20 protein-coding genes are annotated in these 23,138 nt (G+C 37.1%); 4 read left to right on the forward strand and 16 right to left on the reverse strand.

The genetic code is table 11. From position 1 onward, the window contains the following. Nucleotides 1-41 precede the first annotated feature (41 nt). From menC to putP, 6 genes are all read right to left on the reverse strand, one after another. A complete protein-coding gene (menC, locus tag PSR12_RS21655; protein ID WP_274770487.1) occupies nt 42-1,148 on the reverse strand; it encodes an o-succinylbenzoate synthase in 1,107 nt (368 codons plus the stop codon). A gap of 21 nt (nt 1,149-1,169) precedes the next feature. Continuing rightward, nucleotides 1,170-1,994: a GNAT family N-acetyltransferase gene (locus tag PSR12_RS21660; protein WP_221681483.1), complete on the reverse strand. Its 825-nt coding sequence runs from the start codon at nt 1,992-1,994 to the stop codon at nt 1,170-1,172. Next, nucleotides 1,994-3,139, reverse strand: a complete 1,146-nt coding sequence (locus tag PSR12_RS21665) for a M20 peptidase aminoacylase family protein (RefSeq protein WP_221681484.1) — start codon at nt 3,137-3,139, stop codon at nt 1,994-1,996. The genes PSR12_RS21660 and PSR12_RS21665 overlap by 1 nt, the downstream gene beginning before the upstream one ends. A 205-nt stretch (nt 3,140-3,344) precedes the next feature. Beyond that, complete coding sequence (locus PSR12_RS21670) at nt 3,345-4,832, reverse strand: peptide MFS transporter (protein ID WP_004231940.1); 1,488 nt, start codon at nt 4,830-4,832, stop codon at nt 3,345-3,347. A 399-nt stretch (nt 4,833-5,231) separates the two neighbouring features. Continuing rightward, complete coding sequence (gene hflX / locus PSR12_RS21675; RefSeq protein WP_221681490.1) at nt 5,232-6,518, reverse strand: GTPase HflX; 1,287 nt, start codon at nt 6,516-6,518, stop codon at nt 5,232-5,234. A gap of 132 nt (nt 6,519-6,650) precedes the next feature. Next, nucleotides 6,651-8,138 carry a sodium/proline symporter PutP gene (gene putP, locus PSR12_RS21680; protein WP_221681491.1) on the reverse strand — a complete coding sequence of 496 codons (1,488 nt, stop codon included), beginning with the start codon at nt 8,136-8,138 and terminating at the stop codon, nt 6,651-6,653. A 198-nt stretch (nt 8,139-8,336) separates the two neighbouring features. On the opposite strand from putP, the gene PSR12_RS21685 reads away from it, so the two are divergent. After that, the gene (locus PSR12_RS21685) at nt 8,337-9,497 is read left to right on the forward strand and encodes a class I SAM-dependent methyltransferase (RefSeq protein WP_274770491.1); all 1,161 of its coding nucleotides are present in this window, start codon (nt 8,337-8,339) and stop codon (nt 9,495-9,497) included. Nucleotides 9,498-9,578: 81 nt separating this feature from the next. On the opposite strand, the gene PSR12_RS21690 is transcribed toward PSR12_RS21685, so the two are convergent. The 3 genes from PSR12_RS21690 to PSR12_RS21700 form a co-directional block, all read right to left on the reverse strand. Beyond that, nucleotides 9,579-10,909, reverse strand: a protein-coding gene (locus PSR12_RS21690) for an IS3 family transposase (RefSeq protein WP_446720643.1) whose coding sequence is annotated in 2 segments (ribosomal slippage) — nt 9,579-10,522 and nt 10,522-10,909 — 1,332 coding nt in all. Because the reading frame shifts where the segments join, the coding sequence is not laid out codon by codon here. A 116-nt stretch (nt 10,910-11,025) separates the two neighbouring features. After that, nucleotides 11,026-12,345, reverse strand: a complete 1,320-nt coding sequence (locus PSR12_RS21695) for an ABC transporter permease (protein ID WP_274770493.1) — start codon at nt 12,343-12,345, stop codon at nt 11,026-11,028. 1 nt (nt 12,346) lies between these two features. Then, nucleotides 12,347-13,033, reverse strand: a complete 687-nt coding sequence (locus tag PSR12_RS21700) for an ABC transporter ATP-binding protein (protein ID WP_004231931.1) — start codon at nt 13,031-13,033, stop codon at nt 12,347-12,349. Between the two features lie 424 nt (nt 13,034-13,457). Between PSR12_RS21700 and PSR12_RS21705 the strand changes: the two genes are divergently transcribed. From PSR12_RS21705 to PSR12_RS21715, 3 genes are all read left to right on the forward strand, one after another. Then, nucleotides 13,458-14,078 carry a DUF47 domain-containing protein gene (locus PSR12_RS21705; RefSeq protein WP_004231927.1) on the forward strand — a complete coding sequence of 207 codons (621 nt, stop codon included), beginning with the start codon at nt 13,458-13,460 and terminating at the stop codon, nt 14,076-14,078. 21 nt (nt 14,079-14,099) lie between these two features. Next, nucleotides 14,100-15,116: an inorganic phosphate transporter gene (locus tag PSR12_RS21710; protein WP_004231925.1), complete on the forward strand. Its 1,017-nt coding sequence runs from the start codon at nt 14,100-14,102 to the stop codon at nt 15,114-15,116. 105 nt (nt 15,117-15,221) lie between these two features. Beyond that, nucleotides 15,222-17,333 carry an MMPL family transporter gene (locus PSR12_RS21715; RefSeq protein WP_274770495.1) on the forward strand — a complete coding sequence of 704 codons (2,112 nt, stop codon included), beginning with the start codon at nt 15,222-15,224 and terminating at the stop codon, nt 17,331-17,333. 46 nt (nt 17,334-17,379) lie between these two features. Here PSR12_RS21715 and PSR12_RS21720 read toward each other — a convergent pair whose 3' ends face one another. From PSR12_RS21720 to PSR12_RS21750, 7 genes are all read right to left on the reverse strand, one after another. Beyond that, nucleotides 17,380-17,988 carry an alpha/beta hydrolase gene (locus PSR12_RS21720; RefSeq protein ID WP_274770496.1) on the reverse strand — a complete coding sequence of 203 codons (609 nt, stop codon included), beginning with the start codon at nt 17,986-17,988 and terminating at the stop codon, nt 17,380-17,382. Between the two features lie 17 nt (nt 17,989-18,005). Beyond that, complete coding sequence (locus PSR12_RS21725; protein ID WP_004231917.1) at nt 18,006-18,197, reverse strand: hypothetical protein; 192 nt, start codon at nt 18,195-18,197, stop codon at nt 18,006-18,008. Nucleotides 18,198-18,219: 22 nt separating this feature from the next. Next, entirely contained in the window at nt 18,220-18,684 is a 465-nt protein-coding gene (locus tag PSR12_RS21730) for a hypothetical protein (RefSeq protein WP_221681506.1), read from the reverse strand. 134 nt (nt 18,685-18,818) lie between these two features. After that, a complete protein-coding gene (locus tag PSR12_RS21735; RefSeq protein WP_202342262.1) occupies nt 18,819-19,442 on the reverse strand; it encodes an NUDIX hydrolase in 624 nt (207 codons plus the stop codon). Between the two features lie 11 nt (nt 19,443-19,453). After that, entirely contained in the window at nt 19,454-20,545 is a 1,092-nt protein-coding gene (locus PSR12_RS21740) for an AI-2E family transporter (protein WP_274770499.1), read from the reverse strand. A gap of 165 nt (nt 20,546-20,710) precedes the next feature. Next, complete coding sequence (locus PSR12_RS21745) at nt 20,711-22,408, reverse strand: M3 family oligoendopeptidase (RefSeq protein WP_048394174.1); 1,698 nt, start codon at nt 22,406-22,408, stop codon at nt 20,711-20,713. Between the two features lie 142 nt (nt 22,409-22,550). Then, nucleotides 22,551-23,111, reverse strand: a complete 561-nt coding sequence (locus PSR12_RS21750; protein ID WP_221681818.1) for a YdcF family protein — start codon at nt 23,109-23,111, stop codon at nt 22,551-22,553. Nucleotides 23,112-23,138 lie beyond the last annotated feature (27 nt).

Genomic DNA, 23,138 nt, shown 5'->3' on the forward strand with positions numbered 1-23,138 from the left:
TCCTCGTTTTCCATATACTAAATGATCGACTAAGTACTGCGTTATTGATAGATTTCTTTGCTAATTGTTAATTTATCAATCACAGCCATATTAGGCTTAAAACCAATACCTACCGACTGGGGTACCTCAATATAGCCATCTTTGACTTTTACTTCAGGATCAATAATATCCTCGTACCAATAATGACTAGAACCTGCTGTATCGCCAGGTAAAATAAATTGACTAAGAGATGTTAAGGCAACATTATGTGCTCGTCCAATCCCTGCCTCTAACATACCACCACACCAAACTGGAATATGGTTTGCTTTACATAAGTCATGGATTCGTTTCGCTTCCGTTAAACCACCTACTCGTCCAATCTTGATGTTGATGACACCACAGCTTCCAAGTTCAATTGCTCGTCTGGCATCCTCATATGATGAGATGCTTTCATCTAAGCAAATAGGCGTTTTTAACTTTTTCTGTAATGCTGCATGATCGACAATATCATCAGTAGCTAATGGTTGTTCAATCATTAATAAATTAAAGTTATCAAGCTGCTGTAGTATTCCTATATCCTCTAATGTATAAGCAGAGTTTGCATCTACCATCAAGGGTAAATTTGGCAGTTCCGCACGAATTGCCTGTACTACCTCTACATCCTCTCCAGGCTTTATCTTAATCTTCACCCTTTTGTAGCCTTTTTCAATATGACCTTTTATTAATGCTATTAACTGAGCGATAGAGGGTTGAATACCCACACTGACTCCTACTTCAATACGTTGTTTTTGACCACCTAACGCCTGTGCAAGTGATTGCTTTGTTTGCTGAGCATAGATATCCCATACAGCACCCTCAATTGAAGCTTTCGCCATGCAGTTTCGCCGAATAGGTGCAAATAATGAGGTTACCTCATCTGGATGCCCAATCTCTTTATGTAACAAGATGGGTATCAAAAAATCTTGTAGCATATGCCATGTTGTCTTTAATGTTTCTTCTGTATACCATGGTGCTACAAAAGCAACAGTTTCTCCCCACCCCGTGGTCCCTGATTCATCTTTTGCTTCTATTAGTAACATTTCCTTTTCATCAATTGTGCCAAAACTTGTAGTAAATGGTGCTTTCATAGGCATTTTTAAATGCCTTAATGTAATCTTTTCTAATCTCACATTGTTCACTCCCTATCATTATTATAAAGCTAATAAGGAGCGTCTGACTAACAGATAGCTATGAACATATTGTGGATGTTTCTTCATGCGTACGATGGCATAATCTTGGTTAAATAATGTTGTTAAGATAGTACGAATTTTATAACGCCAGTCCTCTGCAAGTTTTGGACTTTCCACTTTCATTTTCTGTAGAGATTGAGGGATCGGTAAAAGATAGGCATCTTTATAAAAGGATTGTTTTAACTGAAATGTATTTTCTATATCTAGAACAGGTAATCCGTCAACTGTTAATGTCCAAGGTACAATTTCCTGTGCTACTTCTTCTAATTCATCAAGGCTATCTGCCATTTGATCACGCTCGATCCACCATTCAACGACCAATCTATCTGAAGGTAGTCCTTCATTAAAGTCATCTCGAAGCGGACCATAATAATCATTTTCATATTGATAACTAGTAGCGTTCAATTTTAGAAATGCTAGATTCGCTAAACGCGCCTCTAATGGTTCAATTAACCAGCGGACAAGTTGAAAACCATGCTCTTTTGCATATTCTTGTTGGGCATGCTTCAATAATTCACCCACACCTTGTTCACGATATGCTTTTTCTACACCAATCATGTGCGAATGTAAGTACATTTCTCTACTCTGATAACCAACGAAGCAATAGTTAAAGCCAATTAGCTTTTCATCTAAATATGCTCCTAATACGATTCCCCCATTTTGTACAGCAGCTAGTAATTGATGGGAGGGGATTGCTTGGCTGCCCCATATTTCACCATTTAATTTTTGGATCTCTGCAATTTCTTCTGGTGTCGTTACTTTGTGAATTCGCACTTGCTCTAACATTACGCTGACGCCTCCTTTTTATGCCCTGACTCCAAAGCTAATAAAACTGCTCTTGTAAGTATCTCCACTCCCGTGACAAGTCTTGCTTGTTTAAATTTCATTTTCGGATGATGCAATCCTGGTGTTAATCCACAACCCAAGCCCAGCATGGTTGTTTTTAAATGCGGCCGTTGTACAGCATAATGGTGAAAATCCTCTCCTCCAGGTGTATGAACAGGCTTTCTTAAATTTGATAAACCAGCGGCCTGTATAATTGCCTGCTCCATCAAATATTGAGCACTTGTATCAACTTCAGCAGCTACGATATTGGCCACCGTACGTAATTCAATTTGTACCTTATGCAACAATTTAGATGAATCGATCACACGCTTTACGCCTTGTGCTAAATCGTCCATCACCTTGTTTTGCTGTGCACGAATATCAATTGTAAATGAGGCATTACCTGGGATAATATTGCCCGAATCTCCCCCAGCATGGAATTTCGTCATCTTAACAGATACAGGAACCATAGGATCTGTATGAATGGTTCGCAAATCTTCGATGATTGTTGCACCTACTTCAATGGCATTAATACCAAGGTGCGGCCTTGCAGCATGAGCATCCTCTCCGATAATTTCGCCTTCAAGTAAACGAGAGGCACCATGATATAAGGCTGCACAATAAGTGCCGTCCTCTAGCTCATGAACAGGTCTTACATGGACACCAAATAAATAATCTAGGTCATCAATAACACCTTCTTCTAATACAGATAACGCTCCAGTTCCTTTTTCTTCAGCAGGTTGGAAAATAACGCGGATTGTACCATTAATAGTTTGCTGTAGTTCTTTTAAAAGTAAAAGTGTACCAATGGCCATCGTCATATGACCGTCGTGTCCACATGAATGATTCGCTCGGAAATGACCATCTACTTCTTGCCATAAGGCATCTATATCTGTTCTTAGTCCTACTTTGGGGTTACCGGTGCCTACATCAACATATAATCCTGTCGAATTTTTAAATCGTATAGGGGAAAAGCCTTCCTGCTTTAATAGCTCCACGATATAATTGGTGGTTTCTACTTCATGCCAGCTGATTTCTGGATTTGCATGTAAATACGTAAAAATCTCCATTAATCTTGGCCTCAAATAATCTAACTCTTCCTTCATAGATTCCAACCCCTTAAATTTTCTTATTATTAAAATTATTATAACGAAAATGATAATTTTCTACATAGAAACTTATACCCACATTCAACAAAATAACTACTTACGATAATATATTTCGCTCTCAGCTTCATAGATAGACTTTTATTTAGATAGCAAAAAAAGATGCAAGTACAGTTTTTTTAATAACTGTACTTGCATCTTTCATTTAATTAATACCCTTCATAGCCTTGGAAATAATTGGTGAAAGCACCAATATAATAATACCGACTACAATAGATAAGGTACCTAAGAAACCAAAGTATGTGAATTCGCTTACAACTTCATAGACCTTAACTAATTGCGCATTAATTGCTTGTGCTGCTGCACTTGTTAAAAACCATAAAGACATCGTTTGCGCTGCGAATGCCTGTGGTGCCAATTTTGTTGTAGCTGATAGACCAACTGGTGATAATAATAACTCACCAACAACCACTAAGAAGAATGACAATACTAACCATAAAGGACTCACTAATGTATCTCCACCAGACAGATGTGCTGGAACCATCATCACTAAGAATGACAGACCCGCAAAGAACAATGCATATGAGAACTTACGTGGTGTTGTCGGCTGCTTGTCTCCCCATTTAAGCCATAGCATCGCAAATAATGGTGCCATCGTAATAACAAATAATGGGTTCAATGACTGGAACCAAGAAGATTGAAGCTGAATACCGCCAAAACTTAGCTGTGTACGCTCATCTGCATAAGTCGCTAAAATGGTTGCTCCTTGTTCTTGAATAGCCCAGAACATTACAGCTGATAAAAATAAAGGAATATAAGCAAGTAGACGAGACTTTTCATCCTTCGTTGTTTTTTTACTGCGATACATATAAATAAAGAATGCAGTTGGAATTAATACACCTAGAGCTGTGATGATTAAACTAAATACATTCATTGTTAAAGTACCAGTTTTAATACCGATAGCACCCAAGATGATAATAAGTAAAGCTGCAACTCCGAATTGTGTAAAGACTTTTTTACGTTCTTCAGGCTTTAATGGGTTGTTTACTTGTAAGCCCGCTAAGCCTAAATATTTTTTCTCTGTTAATTTATAAACAATTAAACCAATAAACATACCTAGACCCGCTAAACCAAAGCCAAGGTGGAAGCTATATTTTTGTCCAATTGTTCCGACAATAAAAGGTGCAATAAATGCTCCCATATTAATACCCATATAGAAAATAGAAAACCCTGCATCACGGCGGCTATCTGTTTCAGCATAAATGTCCCCAACAATACTTGAAACGTTTGGTTTTAATAAACCAGTACCCATAACGATAAATGCCATGGAAGCAAATAACATGCTTACACCACCAGGCAATGCTAGCAGTAAGTGACCAATCATAATTAACACGCCACCATAAAAAATGGTTTTTCGTGTTCCTAAAACTCGGTCGGCAATCCAGCCACCTATAATACCAGACATATAAACAAGTGAGCCGTAGATGGCCATAATAGAGTTCGCTGTTCCGCGGTCTAGACCTAAGCCCCCGTCATGTAATTCGTAATACATAAAGAAGATGAGAATTGCTCGCATACCATAGTACGAGAAACGTTCCCAAAATTCTGTGAAAAACAAAGTAAAGAGCCCTTTAGGGTGTCCAACAAAGCCATTTTGAGGGACAGATTTTACAACTTCATCTTTACTAGACATACAATACCCTCTCCCAATAAAAAATTATTCTACAAAAACATAACTACCCTAATATAAGGATAAAAAAACTTTATTTCATCATACTAAAGCGTTTTAAAAACTTTAGCAAGAGTTTTAAAAAATGTTGAAAATTTGTCATTTTTCTATAAATTCTGATTGATTATTAGGTAAATTATTAAATCCTTTGATATATCTAAGTTTTCTCACACTTTGTGCCTAAAAGATTTTTAAATCTATAATGAATTATTCTAAAATATCTAAAATTCAGATTCCTTACTTTACTTGAAAATTAATACAATTTCCCGAGTACAGTTTTACCTTTGTTCTAGATTCTACTATTCCCTCTAATCACAAAAAGCATGCCAAAAATCTTTTGGCATGCTTTGGGAAGTACATTTTTTAATTAATAACATAGTGCTGATACTTTGCGTAATCTGCTGCTTTTACTTCAAGAGACAATAATGTCCCACCCTCTTCATAGGCTGTATTAAAAACAGAGGCATTCTCATTTAAATAAGAAACAACGTTCCCATGATCATAAGGTATTAACATGTCACACGTTACATAGTGCGAGAAGATGTGTTGACGAATTAGCTGTACTAATTCTTCTAATCCATCCCCCTGCTTTGCTGAAATCCAAATATTATCTCCACTTACCACAGGATATGGAACATCCGCTATATCTGCTTTATTGTATACATAGATTGTAGGAATGTCCTCAACACCAACTGCTTTTAGTGTTTCATTCGTCACATCCATCATAAATCCGTGCTCAGTATTAGAAACATCCACCACATGGAGTAAAAGATCCGCATCTCTGGCCTCTTCCAAAGTGGAGCGAAATGCCTTCACTAAATGGTGAGGTAATTTACTAACAAAGCCTACAGTGTCTGTCAGTAAAAAAGTCTTCTTATCAGGTAGTTCAATCTGACGAACAGAAGTTTCAAGGGTAGCAAAAAGCATATCCTTCTCAAAGACTTGCTTATGCTCTTCTTGTCCTATTTGTGTAAGAAGTTTATTCATAATCGTTGATTTCCCAGCATTTGTATAGCCAACAATCGATACAACCGGAAGAGCATTTTTACGACGCTGTTTACGCTGCGTTTCTCTCTGTTCCTTAACGTGCTCTAAATCCTTTTTAATTTTAGCAATTTGATCTTCAATTTTTCGTCGATCCAATTCCAGCTTTGTCTCACCAGCACCACGGTTTTTAAAGCCTCCCCCAGTACCTCCACCCTGACGGCTTAAAGAGGCATGCAAACCCACTAAACGAGGTAGCATATATTGAAGCTGTGCTAATTCCACCTGCATTTGGGCTTCACGTGTTTTTGCGCGCCTTCCAAAAATATCTAAAATAAGCATTGTTCGATCTATGACCTTCGTTGCTAAATCACGCTCTAAATTACGGATTTGCGAAGGAGACAGTTCATCATTAAAAATAACGAGGTTTGCTTGTGCTTCTTCATAAAAATTTTTGATTTCTTCTATTTTACCTGTACCCACATAATGGGAAGGTGTCACACGTTCCAAATTTTGCGTGACAGTCCCCACTACTTCTACATGCAAGGCCTCAGCTAAATTTTGTAACTCTTCCATAGAATAATCAAAGTGCTTATCATTTCGTAAATTTACGCCAACTAGTATGGCCTTTTCAATTAATACATCAACTTCCTTAATTCTATCCATTAGAAACCTCCCACCAAAGCTTGGTGTCGCTACGACAAATTTTCTTCATCTTACCATAATAGACCCTTTTTCGTATTTGAAGATCATCGTTAACTTTTTTAAAAATGCGCCTCATGGAGAGGCGCATCACAACTATTTTCTTTCTTCTTTTAGTAGGGCTTCTGAGCGTGTGAACTCTTCTTCAATTTCTTTATTTGGTTTATATGTCAGCATACTGACAACAACCGCAACAATTAAACAAACAATGAAGCCAGGAACAATTTCGTACAACGCACTTGATAAAGCATCTACTTTACCCCAAATAAACGCAGTTGCAGCCCCTGTTACCATTCCGCTAAGTGCTCCGTAGTTCGTTAGCTTTCTCCAATATAAAGAAAGTAAAATAACAGGTCCGAAGGCTGCACCAAATCCTGCCCAAGCAAAGCCAACTAAGCTTAAGATAGAACTATCTGGATTCCACGCTAGGATTGCTGCAATAATTGCAACAACTAATACAGCCATACGCCCAACAAAAACGTAATGCTTATCGTCTGCTGTTTTATTAAATAATGCTTTATAAATATCCTCTACAAGCGCCGAAGAAGTTACAATTAATTGAGAAGAAATTGTACTCATAACAGCTGCTAAAATTGCCGCCAGCATAATACCTGCTATAAATGGATGGAATAAAATCTGTCCAAGTACAATAAATACAGTTTCAGCGTCTTTTAGCTCACCCGCATTTTGCTGATAATAAGCTACACCCACCAAGGCAGTTCCAATAGCTCCAAATAAACTTAACATCATCCAGCCAATACCAATGCGTCGTGCTTGCTTCGTTTCTTTAACGGAACTAATCGCCATAAAGCGGACGATAATATGAGGCTGTCCAAAATAGCCTAGTCCCCAAGCAACTGAAGAAATGATCCCTGCTGCTGTCGCAGTGGCTGGTAATAAATTTAGAAGATCTGGATCAACAGATTTTATAGACGAAATAGTTTCCCCTATGCCACCTGTTACAAACAAGCCAAATATTGGTACCATAATAAGTGCTAAAAACATAATAAGACCTTGTAAGAAGTCTGTATAACTTACCGCTAAAAATCCGCCAAAAAGAGTGTATGCTACAACTACAGCTGACACAATTAATAAGCCTGTATGGTATTCATAACCAAAAGAACTATCGAAAAACTTGCCCCCTGCTACCATTCCTGACGATACATAAAATGTAAAGAATATGAGGATGATGATACCTGAAGCAATCCTAATAAGCTTTGTATGATCACGTAATCGATTATCCAAATAACTTGGAATAGTAATGGAATCATTTGTAACCTGTGTATATACCCGTAAACGCGGTGCCACAAGTAGCCAGTTTAGGTAAGCTCCTATTGTTAATCCAATTGCAATCCAAGCCTCCACAAGACCTGATAAAAATATCGCACCTGGTAAGCCCATTAGGAGCCAGCCAGACATATCCGCAGCACCCGCACTTAGCGCAGTAACCGCAGGACCTAAGGAACGACCGCCAAGCATATAATCTGTTAAATTCGATGTTTTAACAAATGCATACCAGCCAATTGCTAGCATGGCGATCATATAAATAATAATCGCTAATAATTGATACATGTTATCCGACATATTTTCTCCTCCTTATTAATCCTTAGTATCACCAATTCAAAAAGAATTACTGTATTTAAGATACCACGAATATACAATTCCACCTATAAATACTCGGAATTTTTATTAAATTAATTCCGAATACCAAAGATGCCATTGTCTATTATAAAATGTGTTAAACTAGTGCCATCTATTACACAATAAAGTAGGCGAAAATGTATGACCTTTGAAGAAATGAAAGCTCTACTCACTGAGCAAATTTTGCAACAAAAGCTTGTCACAGCTACAATCAGTCAACCACGTATGAAATCAAATGAAATAAAACGTATAAAATTAAAACCATTAATGTTAAAGAATCAGTACCATATACAAATTGAGTACCAATATGAACGTATTTTAAAACATGAAAATATTCTATTGGCTCATTTTTCTTCCAAGCTTGACACATTTTTTGAGGAGTATCGTCAAGCTCATATTGATTTCGTAGATGAAACGGTACAAGTGCAATTATCAAAAAAGAACAAAGTCCTTTGGAAATCAGATAAAACGGCTTCACCTAAACAAGTCCATTTAAGCCATAATCGTAAAAAAAATTATTTACTATCTGATGATCAACCCTATCCATTTTTAATACGACTGGGGGTGCAAACAGAAGAAGGAAAGGTTAAGAAACAAAAGTATGATAAATTTAAACAGATTAACCGCTTCATTGAATTTATTGATGATGCCTTAACATATTTACCTCAGGATCGACAGGTGAGGATTTTAGATTTTGGTTCAGGTAAATCCTACTTAACCTTTGCTTTGTATCATTATTTAAAAATCGAAAAGGGCTTAGACATTCGTGTTACTGGTTTAGATTTAAAAAAAGAGGTTATTGAAGAATGCTCAAGAATAGCACAGGATCTAGGCTATGATCAGCTAGAATTTCTTGTAGGAGATATCAATGATTATAATGATGAAAGTGCTGTAGATATGGTGGTGACACTCCATGCATGCGATGTAGCAACAGATATGGCCTTGGCTCGTGCTGTGAAATGGGGGGCAAGTGTCATTCTAAGTGTGCCTTGCTGTCAGCATGAGTTAAATCGTCAACTAAATACACCTGCTCTCGATATTATGTTGCAACATGGACTTGTTCGAGAGCGATTTGCGGCACTTGCTACAGATGCTATTCGAGCTGAAATTTTATCGCTTGTTGGCTATGAGGCACAGCTTTTAGAGTTTATCGATATGGAGAATACACCGAAAAACATTTTAATTCGAGCCTATCAAACAGGTAAAAAACCAAATGAAGAGCAACGTGCCAGCTATGATGCCTTCTTAAAATTATTGAATGCAACACCATTTTTAGCGAATGAGTTAAAAGAGTATTTATAACGTACAGATGTACTTCTGTCCAAATAAAAGGCGATCCAATGTTGTAAAGTGTACCCTTTGTAAAGGACATTTTGAAAAAGGTTAGGCAACTTCTTGAAGCTGCAGTCTGTATTTTACAGGCGGCAGCTTTTTTAAATCCCACTGACCTCGATAATGGTTATAATAGATCATATAGCTTTTCACTTCTTGTTTTACGTCTTCCAATGTCTCACAATCTTTTATATTCGTCTCATCTTTAAAATGCCCAAAGAATGATTCTTGAGGTGCGTTGTCCCAACAGTTTCCTCGGCGTGACATCGATTGACCTAAGCCCATTTGTTTCACGAGTTTTTGGAACGCTGGATTGGTATAATGAAAACCTTGGTCTGAGTGGATGAAGGCGTCCTGAGCTAGATGCTTTAGCTTTTTCAGTTTTTTCAAAGTGTCGAGCACAATTTCCATTGTGATGCTATCTGCTACTTCATACGCCAAAATCTCATTCGTCTCAGCGTCTTTAATCGTTGATAAATAAGCACGTTTACCATTTTTATATGTCAAATACGTGATATCTGTTAAGAGGACTTTACCAGCCACGCCTTGTTTAAATTGGCGTTCGAGCATATGTGGACACGTACGATGTTCTTGTGTGGCTTTGGCTAGACGACGGTAAGGATTCGCTTTACGAATTGGACAGATAACCCCGAACTTCTTCATAATGCGGCGAATTCGCTTCAGATTATAGGTAATACCATATTGATGGTGAAGCGTCATTTTGATTTGACGTGCGCCTTTGTGACGTCGTCGGAATCGATACGCTTTTAAAATCACTTCCTTTACGACTTCATCTGCTTGGTGTTTCATCGCTCTTTTTTGAAGAGATTCTTCCTTAAAATAGTTATAATAGCCTGAGCGTGATACCTCCAACACTTCACAAAGATAGCGTACCATTCGCTTCAATCCATACGTTTCAATCGTTTGACCAATCAGTTCAAATTTCAGTTCTGGTGCGAGTTTTATTTCTTTTTCAACATCTGCCTTTCGAGTAAATCGATCTTTTTTAATAGTTCGTTTTCAGCTTCTAGTAAACGCATTTTTGCTTCAAGTCGTGCATACTTTTCCTCTATACTTAATTCTCGCTCGATAGGACGTCCTGTACTGTGTTTTCGAGAATCTTCTAAACCGGTGATTCCACGTTTTTTATAAGCTGTTCTCCACCTAGTACCTGCTCTGTGAATACGTGTTATACCAATCGCTTCCACGTCAAATCCCGCTTCTTCAAAAATTTCTCTTGGTAATTTTCCTGTTTCAGATTGTGCAATAAATAAGCGTTTAAACTCATCCGTATACGTAATCGCTTTATTGCTCACAGCTTTTACATACGGATTCTTTTTTAATTCATTTTGTTGGTGGGGTGTTAAAAAGTTCTTAGTCATAGTAGTGGCTCCGAATCTTGTTTTTTTCAATTATAAACAAAAATGCCCTATAAGATGACCTTTTTCAAGTGTCTATCTTATAGGGTACAGTTTAGTTGATTGGACCGCCTTTTTTATTATAACTCTTGTCGTAAAGCTTGAATAACGTCGATTTTAGTTGCTTTACGTGCTGGGCGATAACCTGAAACCATCGCTACGCCAACACTAATGGCCGCTGCTATAATGACTAGTTGCCATGGAATAAGAGAAAATGTTATATCATTTGTTGCAAACGCTTCCTCCCCTGTTGCCGCCTTAAGAATTAATGGTAATGCTGCATTAGCTGCAAAGCTAATAGCATACGAGATGACAACCGCAATTAGTGTACCAAAAATACCGATAAATGTGCTTTCCATTAAAAATAATCGTTGAATAAGCTTCGGACTTGCCCCAATTGCCTTTAGCACACCAATTTCACGTGTTCGCTCTGTGACAGCCATTGTCATTGTATTAAAAATACCAATGGAAGCAATCAACACAGCAATTGTGCCAACAAAGATTAAGCCAATTTTTAATACAAGGAAAAATACATTCATTTGATCTAGTTGCTCTGTTACTGTATATACGCTATAGCCCTTATCTTTTAACTTCTCTAAAATCGGCTTTACGTTTTCTAAAGTATCCGCATAAATATTAAATTCAGAGTAAAACAGCTCATCCTCTGCCATGTTACTATCTGTTGATAAATTTTTAACCCATACTGTCTTTTGCTCTTTATCCATATGAATAGCGTTATCAACCATCCAATCATAAGAAGGTTTCTCCATTACACCAACAATTGTATAGCTCATTTTTTGCGTTTCTTCATTTGTACCCGTGTGAGGAACTAAGGACAGGTCAATGTTCTTTCCAATCAATGATTCTTTATAGCCCTCTTCACTACCATCATAATACGTACCCTCTGCTTCAGCCTTTTTACTTTTTTCCGCAATGACATCACGTTCTCTTTCATTCAATAATGTTTGAGCAAAATGATAGCCTACAACAATTTCATTAGATTTCGTTGGGTAACGCCCTTTTGCAAGCTTTCCATTTACCTGTTCAAAGTCCTTCATATCTGACAATATTAAATTAGAAGTTGTATCACGATCTTCAAAAAATGATTGCGCGGTAGCATTGACACTAATTGTTTCAAGCACTGTTTCTACATGTTCCATTTTTTTAATTTCTTGTACTTGGTCTTCAGTTAATTGCTTATCACCATATACTTGAATTTTTGTAACTGTTTCGTTTGAAAGAATTTCATTGCGTAAAGATTCCTGTAAACCAAAACCAACAGATGCTAGCACGATTAAAAAGGCACAGCCCATCGTTGCAGCTAGTATCGTCATAAACACACGCAGCTTATTTTTCTTGATATGCTGTGTTACAAAATCTAATTGATCCTTAAATAACATGTTAAGCTTCCTCCTTTACAAGTTCTCCATCGTACATGCGGAAGCGTCTATGTGCGATAGTAGCTACTTCTTCATCGTGCGTGATAATGACAAAAGTTAGCCCTAATTCACGATTTAAACTTTGAATAAGCAATAAGATATCCTGCTCGGTTTCTGAATCGAGACTCCCTGTTGGCTCATCAGCAAGTAATATAGGAGGATTCGTAATAAGTGCTCGTGCAATGCTGACACGCTGTTGCTGTCCACCTGACAATTCATTGGGATAATGGTCTGCTACTTCTGTCAAACCAACCTTGTCCATTAATTTCTTCACTTTTTCTTTGCGCATAGCCTTACGCAAACCCTGTAGCTTTAAAGGTAATTCGATATTTTCAAAAGCAGTTAAACCAGGCATCAATTGGAAGTTTTGAAAAATAAAACCGAATTGACGTAAACGGAAGGCAGCACTTTCTGTTTCAGTTAGATGGGCTGTTTCCTTTCCATTTACTTTAATAGAGCCCTGTTCAGCTTTCATAAAACCAGCTAGAACTTGTAATAAGGTCGATTTTCCTGAGCCACTTTTACCTACAATAGCAACAATTTCTCCTTTATTGACCTCGAAGTTCACACCTTTCAATACTGGTACTTGTTTTTCCTTCCCTCGTTTTCCAATTAAAAATGTATGTTGTAAGTTTTCAACCTGAATCATTAGTTAATAAACGCTCCTTTCCTATTCATTTTCCATTGTAGAAAACAATTCTTAATAAAGAGGGAGGATAAAAATGAAGATATTCTTAAGAATAAGTAGGTACTCTTCTGGTTATCAAACGAATTTACAATACCTTTACAATTCCAATACGTTATTTTTATTATCTTCTATCCTCTTTCGCGTCTTAATCTGTACTAATAAGTCACCGTTATAGAAAAATATCCATTTATAACAGGGTTTTTCTGTACTCATAAAAATAAATACAGCTGGATTACCTCACATTTTGTGAACAAATAATATATTACAGCAATGTAAATTTTCATGTCGAATAGTAAATTTTTATGTAGATAAATTAAAGATTTTGTTATGATAGTAAAGTTTAGAGGTCGATTAATTTATTTATATCCAGGAGGATTCGATTCACATGCTTAACTCAAAAAAACAAGACCCTTTCTTTATTGCATTGCATAAAATTGCTGAAAATATGAGAGAGGCTGTACATTACGCAAATGATTTTCGTATTAACAGTGTAGCTGACCTAAAAGAGATTAGCATTACAATGAAAAATTATGAAACTGCTGGTGATAAGCTTATTCATGAACTGATTGTCATGTTAAACAAATCATTTATGACACCTATTGAACGTGAGGATATTTTAGAGCTCGCCATTCGTATGGATGATGTTTTAGATGGAACAGAACACTGTATTGCACACTTTGAAATGTTTTCGCTCACTGAGATTGATGAATCTATGCGCATTTTCTTAGGGTTTATTTCAAAAAGTGCTGATGAAATAGTCAAAGCGACAGAAGAGTTAAAGAAAAAGAATCTAATTGGCATGCGTCCACACGCAATTCTTATTAAAGACTATGAACGTGAATGTGATGAGGTACAACGTACTTCTATTAAGAAGTTATTTTTAAATGAAAAGGATCCAATCCGCCTCATTAAATTTAAGGATATTTATGAACAACTTGAAGATATCGCTGATCATTGTCAAAACGTAGCAAATACTATGGAAACAATTATCATGCGTAACGCATAATTAGGAGATGGGCACTTTACAATGAACACAATCATTATATTAACCGTACTGGTCGTCATCTTTGCCCTAACATTTGACTTTATCAATGGCTTCCATGATACAGCAAATGCTATTGCAACTTCGGTTTCTACTAGAGCTTTGCCACCTCGCACGGCAATCATCATGGCGGCAACTATGAACTTTATTGGTGCTATCACCTTTGTAGGGGTTGCAAAAGCTCTAACAAAAGATATTGTAGATCCTTTTGCATTAAATGCTTTTGAAGGAGACACAACTGGCTCAGTCGTTATTTTAGCTGCATTAATTTCAGCTATAATTTGGAATTTATTGACATGGTATTTCGGTATTCCGTCAAGTTCTTCACACACATTGATTGGGTCTATTGCCGGTGCTGCAATCGCATCCGCTGGTTTTAATGTGTTAAACTATGGCGGCTTTACTAAAATCATCATGGCTTTAGTGTTTTCACCTTTACTTGCTATTTGTGCAGGCTTTATTATGATGACTCTTTTTAAACTCTGGTTTAAAAATTTAAATTTATATCGGACAAATAAAGGTTTCCGTACAATGCAAATTTTTACTGCTGCCATCCAATCATTCACCCATGGTACAAATGATGCGCAAAAAGCGATGGGGATTATGACGATGGCGTTAATCGCTGGTGGCTTGCACACTGGAGATGAAATACCTTTCTGGGTGCGTGCTGCTGCAGCTACAGCAATGGGGCTAGGTACCTCAATTGGTGGTTATAAAATCATTAAAACGGTTGGCGGTAAGATTATGAAAATCCGCCCTGTTAATGGTGTTGCGGCAGATTTAGCATCGGCTACTGTTATTTTTGGCGCTACGCTAATCCACTTACCTGTATCAACAACACATGTCATTTCTTCATCCATTATGGGTGTCGGTTCAGCACAGCGTGTGCGTGGTGTAAACTGGGGGATGGCTCGAAAGATTGTTACTACATGGGTGATTACAATGCCAATTTCAGCTGTCATGGCATCTGTTATTTATTTCATATTATCATTATTCTTTTAATAGTAAGACTCCTGTCCAAAAAGTGGATGGGAGTCTTTACTTTGTCACACGACAAAATGTGACACATCCTTTACACTAATTGAAAAGGGGGATGTATAAACAACTATGAAAACTTTTTCAGCTTTTATTACAGCACATGCGAAAGCAATCGTAGTCATATGGCTTATTATTTTTCTAGCAATGGCGTACTTTGCTTTACAGCTTCCAGGCAAACTTCAAGGTGATGGTTTCTTTGTCGAAGCAGATCATAACTATGTTACCAACGAGCTAGCAGAAAAATTTGATTTACCATCTAATACGATTTTGGTTGTCTTTGATCCAGCTGAAGATCAGCAAATTAAAGACACTTTAAAAAAATTAGATAACATAAAAGAGATTCATTCTATTCAATCACCTTTAGAAGAGTCCTCTTTACGGAAAGATGGCATTGCCTATGCTATGGTTCACATAAAGAACGATGTAGAAAACCTTCCTGACATTGTTGAGGAATTCCGTTCATTGATTGAAAAAGACGGTATTAGTATCACTGGAGGGCCTGTTATTTCTGCCGACATAAATACTGCTAGTCAAAAGGATTTGGCATCAGCTGAGGCCATTGGATTGCCAATTGCCATCGTGGTTCTCTTATTAGCATTTGGTACAGTTGTTGCTTCTATTTTGCCTATCATCATTGGTGTTGTGACAGTGATTACCGCCTTTGGTATGATGACACTGCTCAGTGCTAATGTAAATCTATCTATTTTCGTCTTAAATATTGTTCCAATGCTTGGGCTGGCTTTAAGTATTGATTTTGCGTTGCTGTTTATTAATCGTTACCGAGAAGAACGCACACATACTTCTATTACTCAAGCCATTCAAACTGCTATTCAGACAGCAGGTCGTTCTATCATTTTCTCCGCAGTCTGTGTCATGATTGGCTTAGGTGCGATGATTGTCATTGATGTAGAAATTTTTCATAATATCGCCCTAGGAGGCACTATAGTCGTCCTGTTAGCCGTTCTTTCTGGCTTAACATTACTTCCTGCCACTATGATGCTATTAGGAGATAGACTTAATAAATGGCGCTTAATACGCGTTAAACCAGGTGGGGCAAATCGTTGGCGTGGCTTTGCAGGTTTTGTCATGAAACATCCAGTAGCTATAGTGATTTCAGCATTATTATTACTAGGCATTGGCATGATCCCTTTAAAGGATATCCAATTAACCATTCCACAGGTGGACTCCTTACCTACGAAATATGATGCACGTGCTGCATACGATAAATTAGATGAAACGTTTGGACTAGGTGAATCCTCTACATTATATTTGTTAGCTGAACGAAAAGGTGGCTGGGAGGATACTGAGGGTAGAGAGCTAATTTATACTATTCAAGAAAAGCTATTAAAGGACCCGTTAGTGACTAATGTTTCAACTATTTATACAGCTGCTAACATTCAAACACCTGAGGAGCTTTCTGCTTCTTTAGCTATTCCACAGGTTGCAGAACAATTAAAACCTGTTATTAATTCATTCTCGAAGGATACACAGCTATTTGTCCCCATTACAATTGATGCAGCAGGTTCTTCCTCTACAGCTCAAAAATTTGCCCGAACATGGATGGACAAAGACCTGGGCGTAGATTTTGCACTTGGTGGACCAGCTAAATTCAACCAAGAAATTTTTGATGAAATTGCTAATAAAATTGTTTTAGCTATAGCGATTATTATCGTTTCCACATTCTTTATTTTAATGTTGGCATTCCGTTCTATCTTAATTCCGTTAAAGGCAATAATCATGAACATTATTGGGCTTTCATCTGCATTCGGTATACTCGTTTATATTTTCCAATATGGTCATTTTGGTATTGAAGCAAGCTCCATTGTACTAATCATTCCAGTTATTGTTTTTTGTCTTGTTTTTGGCTTAAGTATGGACTACGAAGTCTTTTTAATTTCTCGTATCCAAGAGGAATATTTAAAGGGCTCCGATAATACGCGTGCAACAATTGATGGCTTAACATCCACTAGCCGAATAATTACATCGGCAGCGCTTATCATGATTGTTATTACAGGTGCATTTGCCTTCACAGATGTCATGCCTGTGAAGCAAATTGGTGTGGGTATCGCTATTGCTGTCGCTATTGATGCAACGATTATTCGTCTTATGCTTGTGCCTAGTCTCATGAAGCTATTTGGTGATTGGAACTGGTGGCTTCCTTTCTCAAAGAAAAGTAAATAACATAATGAAAATCCACCTCCCTTATAAACGGAGGTGGATTTTTCAATTAAGCGTAGATGCTGTTATACCATTCTTTTGCTGCTTGTACTTCAGGCATTGTTAGTTGATGACCAAAATTAAACCATTTCGTCGTTACTGTTGCACCTGCAGCACTTAAAAGGGTTTCTAAATCCTCAGATTCCTGTGCTGTACACATCGGATCATTCGTACCCGCACCGATAAACACAGGTGTTGGAGAAAGTTGCGGTAATTCAATAACACGCCTTGGTACCATTGGATGATGCAAAATAGCTCCAGCTAACGCATCATCGTAGTGGAATAATAAGCTTGCTGCAATATTAGCACCATTCGAATATCCTATTGCTACAATTCGTTGGCGATCAAAGCCATATTGATGTGCTGACGTCTGTAAAAATTCATGAAGCTCCTTTGTACGAAAAATTAAATCCTCCATATCAAAGACACCTTCGGCTAATCGACGGAAAAAACGTGGCATTCCATGCTCGAGTACATTTCCGCGAACACTTAAAATATTGGCTGTTTCATCTATTTCCTTTGCCAGCCCAATAAGACTTTCCTCATTACCACCTGTACCATGTAGCAATAATAATGTCGGCTTCGTTTCGTCTGTACCTTTATAATAAATATGTTGCACTGACAGTCACCTCTCAATTATCTTGAATTCGAGATAATTGTAGCCTGTGGCAAAATTAAATTCAAGCTCTTTGACTTATTAATTTCACGATTTTCACGATTTGGCTGTTCTTCGTGGTTTTTATAAAAATTAGTAATGGTATAAACTGAAAATAAACATGCAGCAATCACAACAACAATAACAATTCCCACTAATTTTTTTCCGTTCATCTAACATGATCCCCCGTATTTCTTATTTCTTTGTACGAAAGCCTTCTTCTAGTAAATATTCCTTTGCTGCCTCATACGTACCAAATGCCTCTTCCAGATTGTCTCCATGATACACGTTCCAAGAACGTTGCTCAAAAGCTAGCTGTAACTGACTACCATCTCTACTATGCCAAATCTCTACAATTGGCTCCTGCTCTTCTACTTCTTCAGATAAATATTGGATTGCGTCTTCAATAATTTCACGAAGTTGTTGTTCATCGTAATCGCGGATATTTACTAATCCTTTATCATTAGCCTCATTCTCATAGCGTAATAAATCTCCCACAAAGACAAAGCCATTGCCATTTGGATGTAATTTCTCAACTACAATCGTTTTTTCATAAAGACTGTCCATATAATGATAATTTAGGCGCTTTAAAGAAACTTCTTTTTTTGTTAGCTCAGAAAACGATTCAATAATCACTTGTTTTTGTTCAAATGTTAGCATATAAAAAATGCTCCTTTTCTTTACAATCTATCTAACAGTATAACTCATTTTTTCCTATTATATCGTGTCGTTTCTAAATCATTTTTGCGCAAGAAAATAGGACAAGCTAATATTATAGCTTATCCTATTTAAACTTATGAGGTTTGATTAACTATTTTTTCACGTGTGAATTTTATCACCTGTGCAACATACAATTCCCGATACGGAACAAATTGTGCAGTACCTACTGGTCTGACAATTCTCACACGTTGACCATCAGGGAAATATTCATACCCTTCTATATTAAGTGTCGTCGTTTCTCCCAAGAAGAAAGCCTCCGCCTCATTTAGCCTCGCTCTTACTACACCCGATACTTCCTCATACTGCAAAGCAAAGGAATCCCAATCATGCTTGAAAGGATATATGTAGACATGACAAAATTCATTGTCGATCATATTTTCAGAAACGATACTACAAGATGTCATGCCCATTTTCACAACCTCATGGACATCAATGTTGAGTCCTAATTCTTCTTTTACTTCTCGAATGCCTGACTCTACCGTCTCAATCGCTAAAAGATGCCCTGCTGCTGTAATATCGAGTAACCCTGGATAATCCTTTTTCTGTGAACTACGTACTTGAAAATAAATATAGTCTTCATTTACAAGCCAGCAATGAAAAGTCTCATGCCAAAGCCCCTTTTCATGCACTTCCGCTCTCGTAGCTGTCCCAATTTGCTCATGCTGTTCATTAAATACCTTTACAATTTCTTGTTCCATTGTTTCGACTCCTATACTGACTTCGTCGCTTTTTTCTTAATCGCATTACGTTGATCATAAATATTGGATACGATAACCTTTAAGACTGCATAAAATGGTACAGCGATAATAATACCAATAAAACCTGCTATATTACCTGCCGCTAAAATAATTGTAATAACGGTAAGGGGATGGATATCAAGTGATTTCCCCATGACATTAGGTGTAATAAAGTTGCTGTCTATTTGCTGAGCAACCAGCGTCACAACCGAAACCCACACCACTAAAATTGGATCTTGAATAACTGCCACTATCAGGGCTGGCGCAAAGGCAATCCAAGGCCCGATAAATGGAATCATATTCATAAAGAATGCAAAAATCACTAGTAATAACGAATAGTCTAATCCGATAATTAAATAGCCTACATACATTATTAGTGCTAATAAAAAACTAATTTGCAGTTGGCCCTGAATATAGGTACGTAATACATCGTCAATCTCACTTAATGTTTTCTTTACCCATTGCTGACGTTCACCACTGAAATATTTATAGATGGATGGAGCAAACTTCTCATGATCCTTCAGCATAAAAATAAAGAAGAATGGAATTAAAATAGCTAGTAACGACACAGAAACAATCGATTGTAAAAAGGACACAAATCCCTTACTCGTTACTACTGCGATATCCTGTACGGAATTCGCCATTTTTTTAATAACATCATTTAATTCCTGTGGGAAGTTATCCTTATTTTGCGTTACATATTCTGTTAGTTGCTGGATGCTCGTACTAATACTCGTACTAATCATAGGGGCATTCTTCACTAATTTATTGACCTGCTCGGCAATCGGGTTACCAATAATCCACCCAAAAATACCTACCATTGCTATTAGTCCGAACACAATCGTCAATATACTTCCCCATCGAGGAAATCTACGTTTTTCTAAAAATCTCTGAATTGGCTCCGTCACATAATAGAGAACACCACCAAGTAGTAAAGGCACAAAAATGGCTTTTAATATGATGACAAGCGGTGAAAAAATCCAATGAATTTCTATAAAATATTTAATGATTAATAGTGTAAGTAGTATCCCTACTCCTACTTGAAACCAAACTTTCCTTGTCACTTTCTTTCACTTCCTTTAATAGCAGTTACTGAAAATACTACTGATATATTAACCATTTCGCAAGTATCCTAGTATTTTTTTACAGAACCCCTGTGACAAACTAAAAAATCCGCTCACTTCCACAACAATAGATATCGTGGAAGTGAAACGAATTTAAGTCATCCATTATAGAGAAGAATCATCTATGGAATTTAAGAATGTCTCAATTTCTCCTATAACCGATTCAACACAGCCATCCTCAAATGGCGAGATTAAACCTGCCTCTTTTACAAGCTTTGTAAAGGACATAGAGCCACCTAAACCACAAAGATGAATATAATCTTTCCAAGCCGCTTCAAATTCTTCACGTGAACGTTTCCAGAATTGGAAGGCACAAATTTGTGCTAACGTGTAATCAATGTAGTAGAACGGACTTGCATAGATGTGAGCCTGACGTTGCCAAATGCCCCCAGCCTCTAGGTAACTGTTATGATCATAGTCACGGTGTGGTAAATACGTTTCCTCAATTTTTTTCCATGCAGCTTTACGTTCAGCAGGAGTCATTGTTGGATTTTCATAAATAACATGCTGGAACTCATCTACTGCCACACCATATGGTAAGAATAAAAGACCACTACTTAAATGTGTAAATTTATATTTCTCTGTATCACCTTCAAAGAACAGCTCCATCCAAGGCCATGTGAAGAATTCCATACTCATCGAGTGAATTTCACAAGATTCGTAGGTAGGCCATAAATACTCAGGAATGCCAATATTACGGCTTGAATAAACTTGGAAAGCATGTCCAGCTTCATGTGTTAATACATCGATGTCACCTGAAGTACCATTAAAATTTGAGAAAATGAATGGGGAATGATAGTTTTCAATAAACGTACAATAACCGCCACTTTCTTTCCCTTTCTTCGCTACAAGATCCATTAAGTCATGGTCAATCATGAAATTAAAGAATTCTCCTGTTTCAGGTGAAAGCTCCTCATACATTTTTTTACCGTTTGCTACAATCCACTCAGGATTCCCTTTTGGTGTAGCATTACCTGATAAGAAGTTAAGTGCTTCATCATAAAATTTAAAATCTTCAATGCCAATTCGCTTTGCCTGACGCTCGTAAAGCTTCGTTGCAACAGGCACAATTAAATCACGTACCTGATCACGGAATTTTTTAACCATATCAGCATTGTAATCAATCCGATTCATACGAATATAGCCTAGTTCAACATAGTTGTTATAGCCAAGTTTAATTGCAATTTCATGGCGTACCTTGACAAGTTCATCATATAAACGATCGAATTCATCTTCATGCTGTGCAAAGAAGCCAAAACGAGCATCCGTTGCTGCCTTACGTGTTTCTCGATCCGTTGACTCTGCAAATGGACCAAGTTGAGCGAGCGTTAATGTTTCCCCATTAAAGTCAATTTGTGCAGATGCAACAAGCTTATTGTACTCAGAAACAAGTCTGTTTTCTTTTTGCATCAAATCAATAACTTCTGGTGAGAAGCCTTTAATTTGATAAGTTGCTAGATCAAATAATTGTTGGCCCCATTTTTCTTCTAATTGCTCACGAAATGGTGAATCAATTAAAGCTTTATAGTATTCCGTCGTTACTTCTTCTAGCTCAGGACCTACTTCATCGAAATAATCACGTTCTGCTTGATAAAATTCATCGTTCGTATCGATTGAAGCACGAATATATACTAAATTAGCCATAGTCGCAAAGTCATTACTAATTGCATTGTGCTTTTCAATGATATTACTTTGCTCGTCCATCGATTGTGCTTGTTTAAATTGTTCAATGAGTGCTAATTGCTGCTCTTTCATCGATGCCACATTTGGACGGCTGTATTGATATTCTTTAAACGTTGTCATTAAAGTCCCCTCTTTCTGTCCTATACCCCGTAATATTTCTATTATATGCCAAATAGAATCTATTAAGAAACAATTATCTCTTTTCTGTTGTCATGATTTTTTTGAGAAAGAAGCAATTCCTAAATTTAATGGCGTTGTTGTTTTAATAGCCCACAATATATGTTTTTAATAACGCAGCTCTTTCTCTTATTCTTAATTTTGCTTCTACTGATTTTGGTGTTCTTGCTGATAGGACATCTACTTCAAAATCTAACGATTCAGCAAGATATTTTGCACGCTTCAAATGAAAGTCATTTGAAACGATGGTAATTTTCTTTGTCTCTTTTGGTAATAATTCTTTAGAGAAAACTAAATTTTCATAAGTAGATGTAGACTGGTCTTCTATGATAATTCTCGTGGCATCGATGCCATGCTGTTCCAAATAGTCTTGCATTACAGATGCCTCTGTACGATCTTCATCAGGTCCTTGTCCACCTGACACAATGACCTTAACATGTGGGTATTTTGTTAAGTATGGAACAGCCACCTCTAATCTACTTTTTAATGAAAGCGATGGTACACCACCTGGCCTTACTTTTGCTCCCAATATAATCATATAATCCGCTGAACCATTGGCATTCGGTTCCATCCCCTGATCAATTTCTTTTCCCAGCCAAATATAAAGAACGATTCCACTACCGATTAAAATAACACCAACTGTCATCAACCATCTTCTCACAAATCATCCCTC

This window comes from Lysinibacillus sp. G01H (assembly GCF_028872195.1).
Taxonomy (GTDB): Bacteria; Bacillota; Bacilli; order Bacillales_A; family Planococcaceae; genus Lysinibacillus; species Lysinibacillus capsici.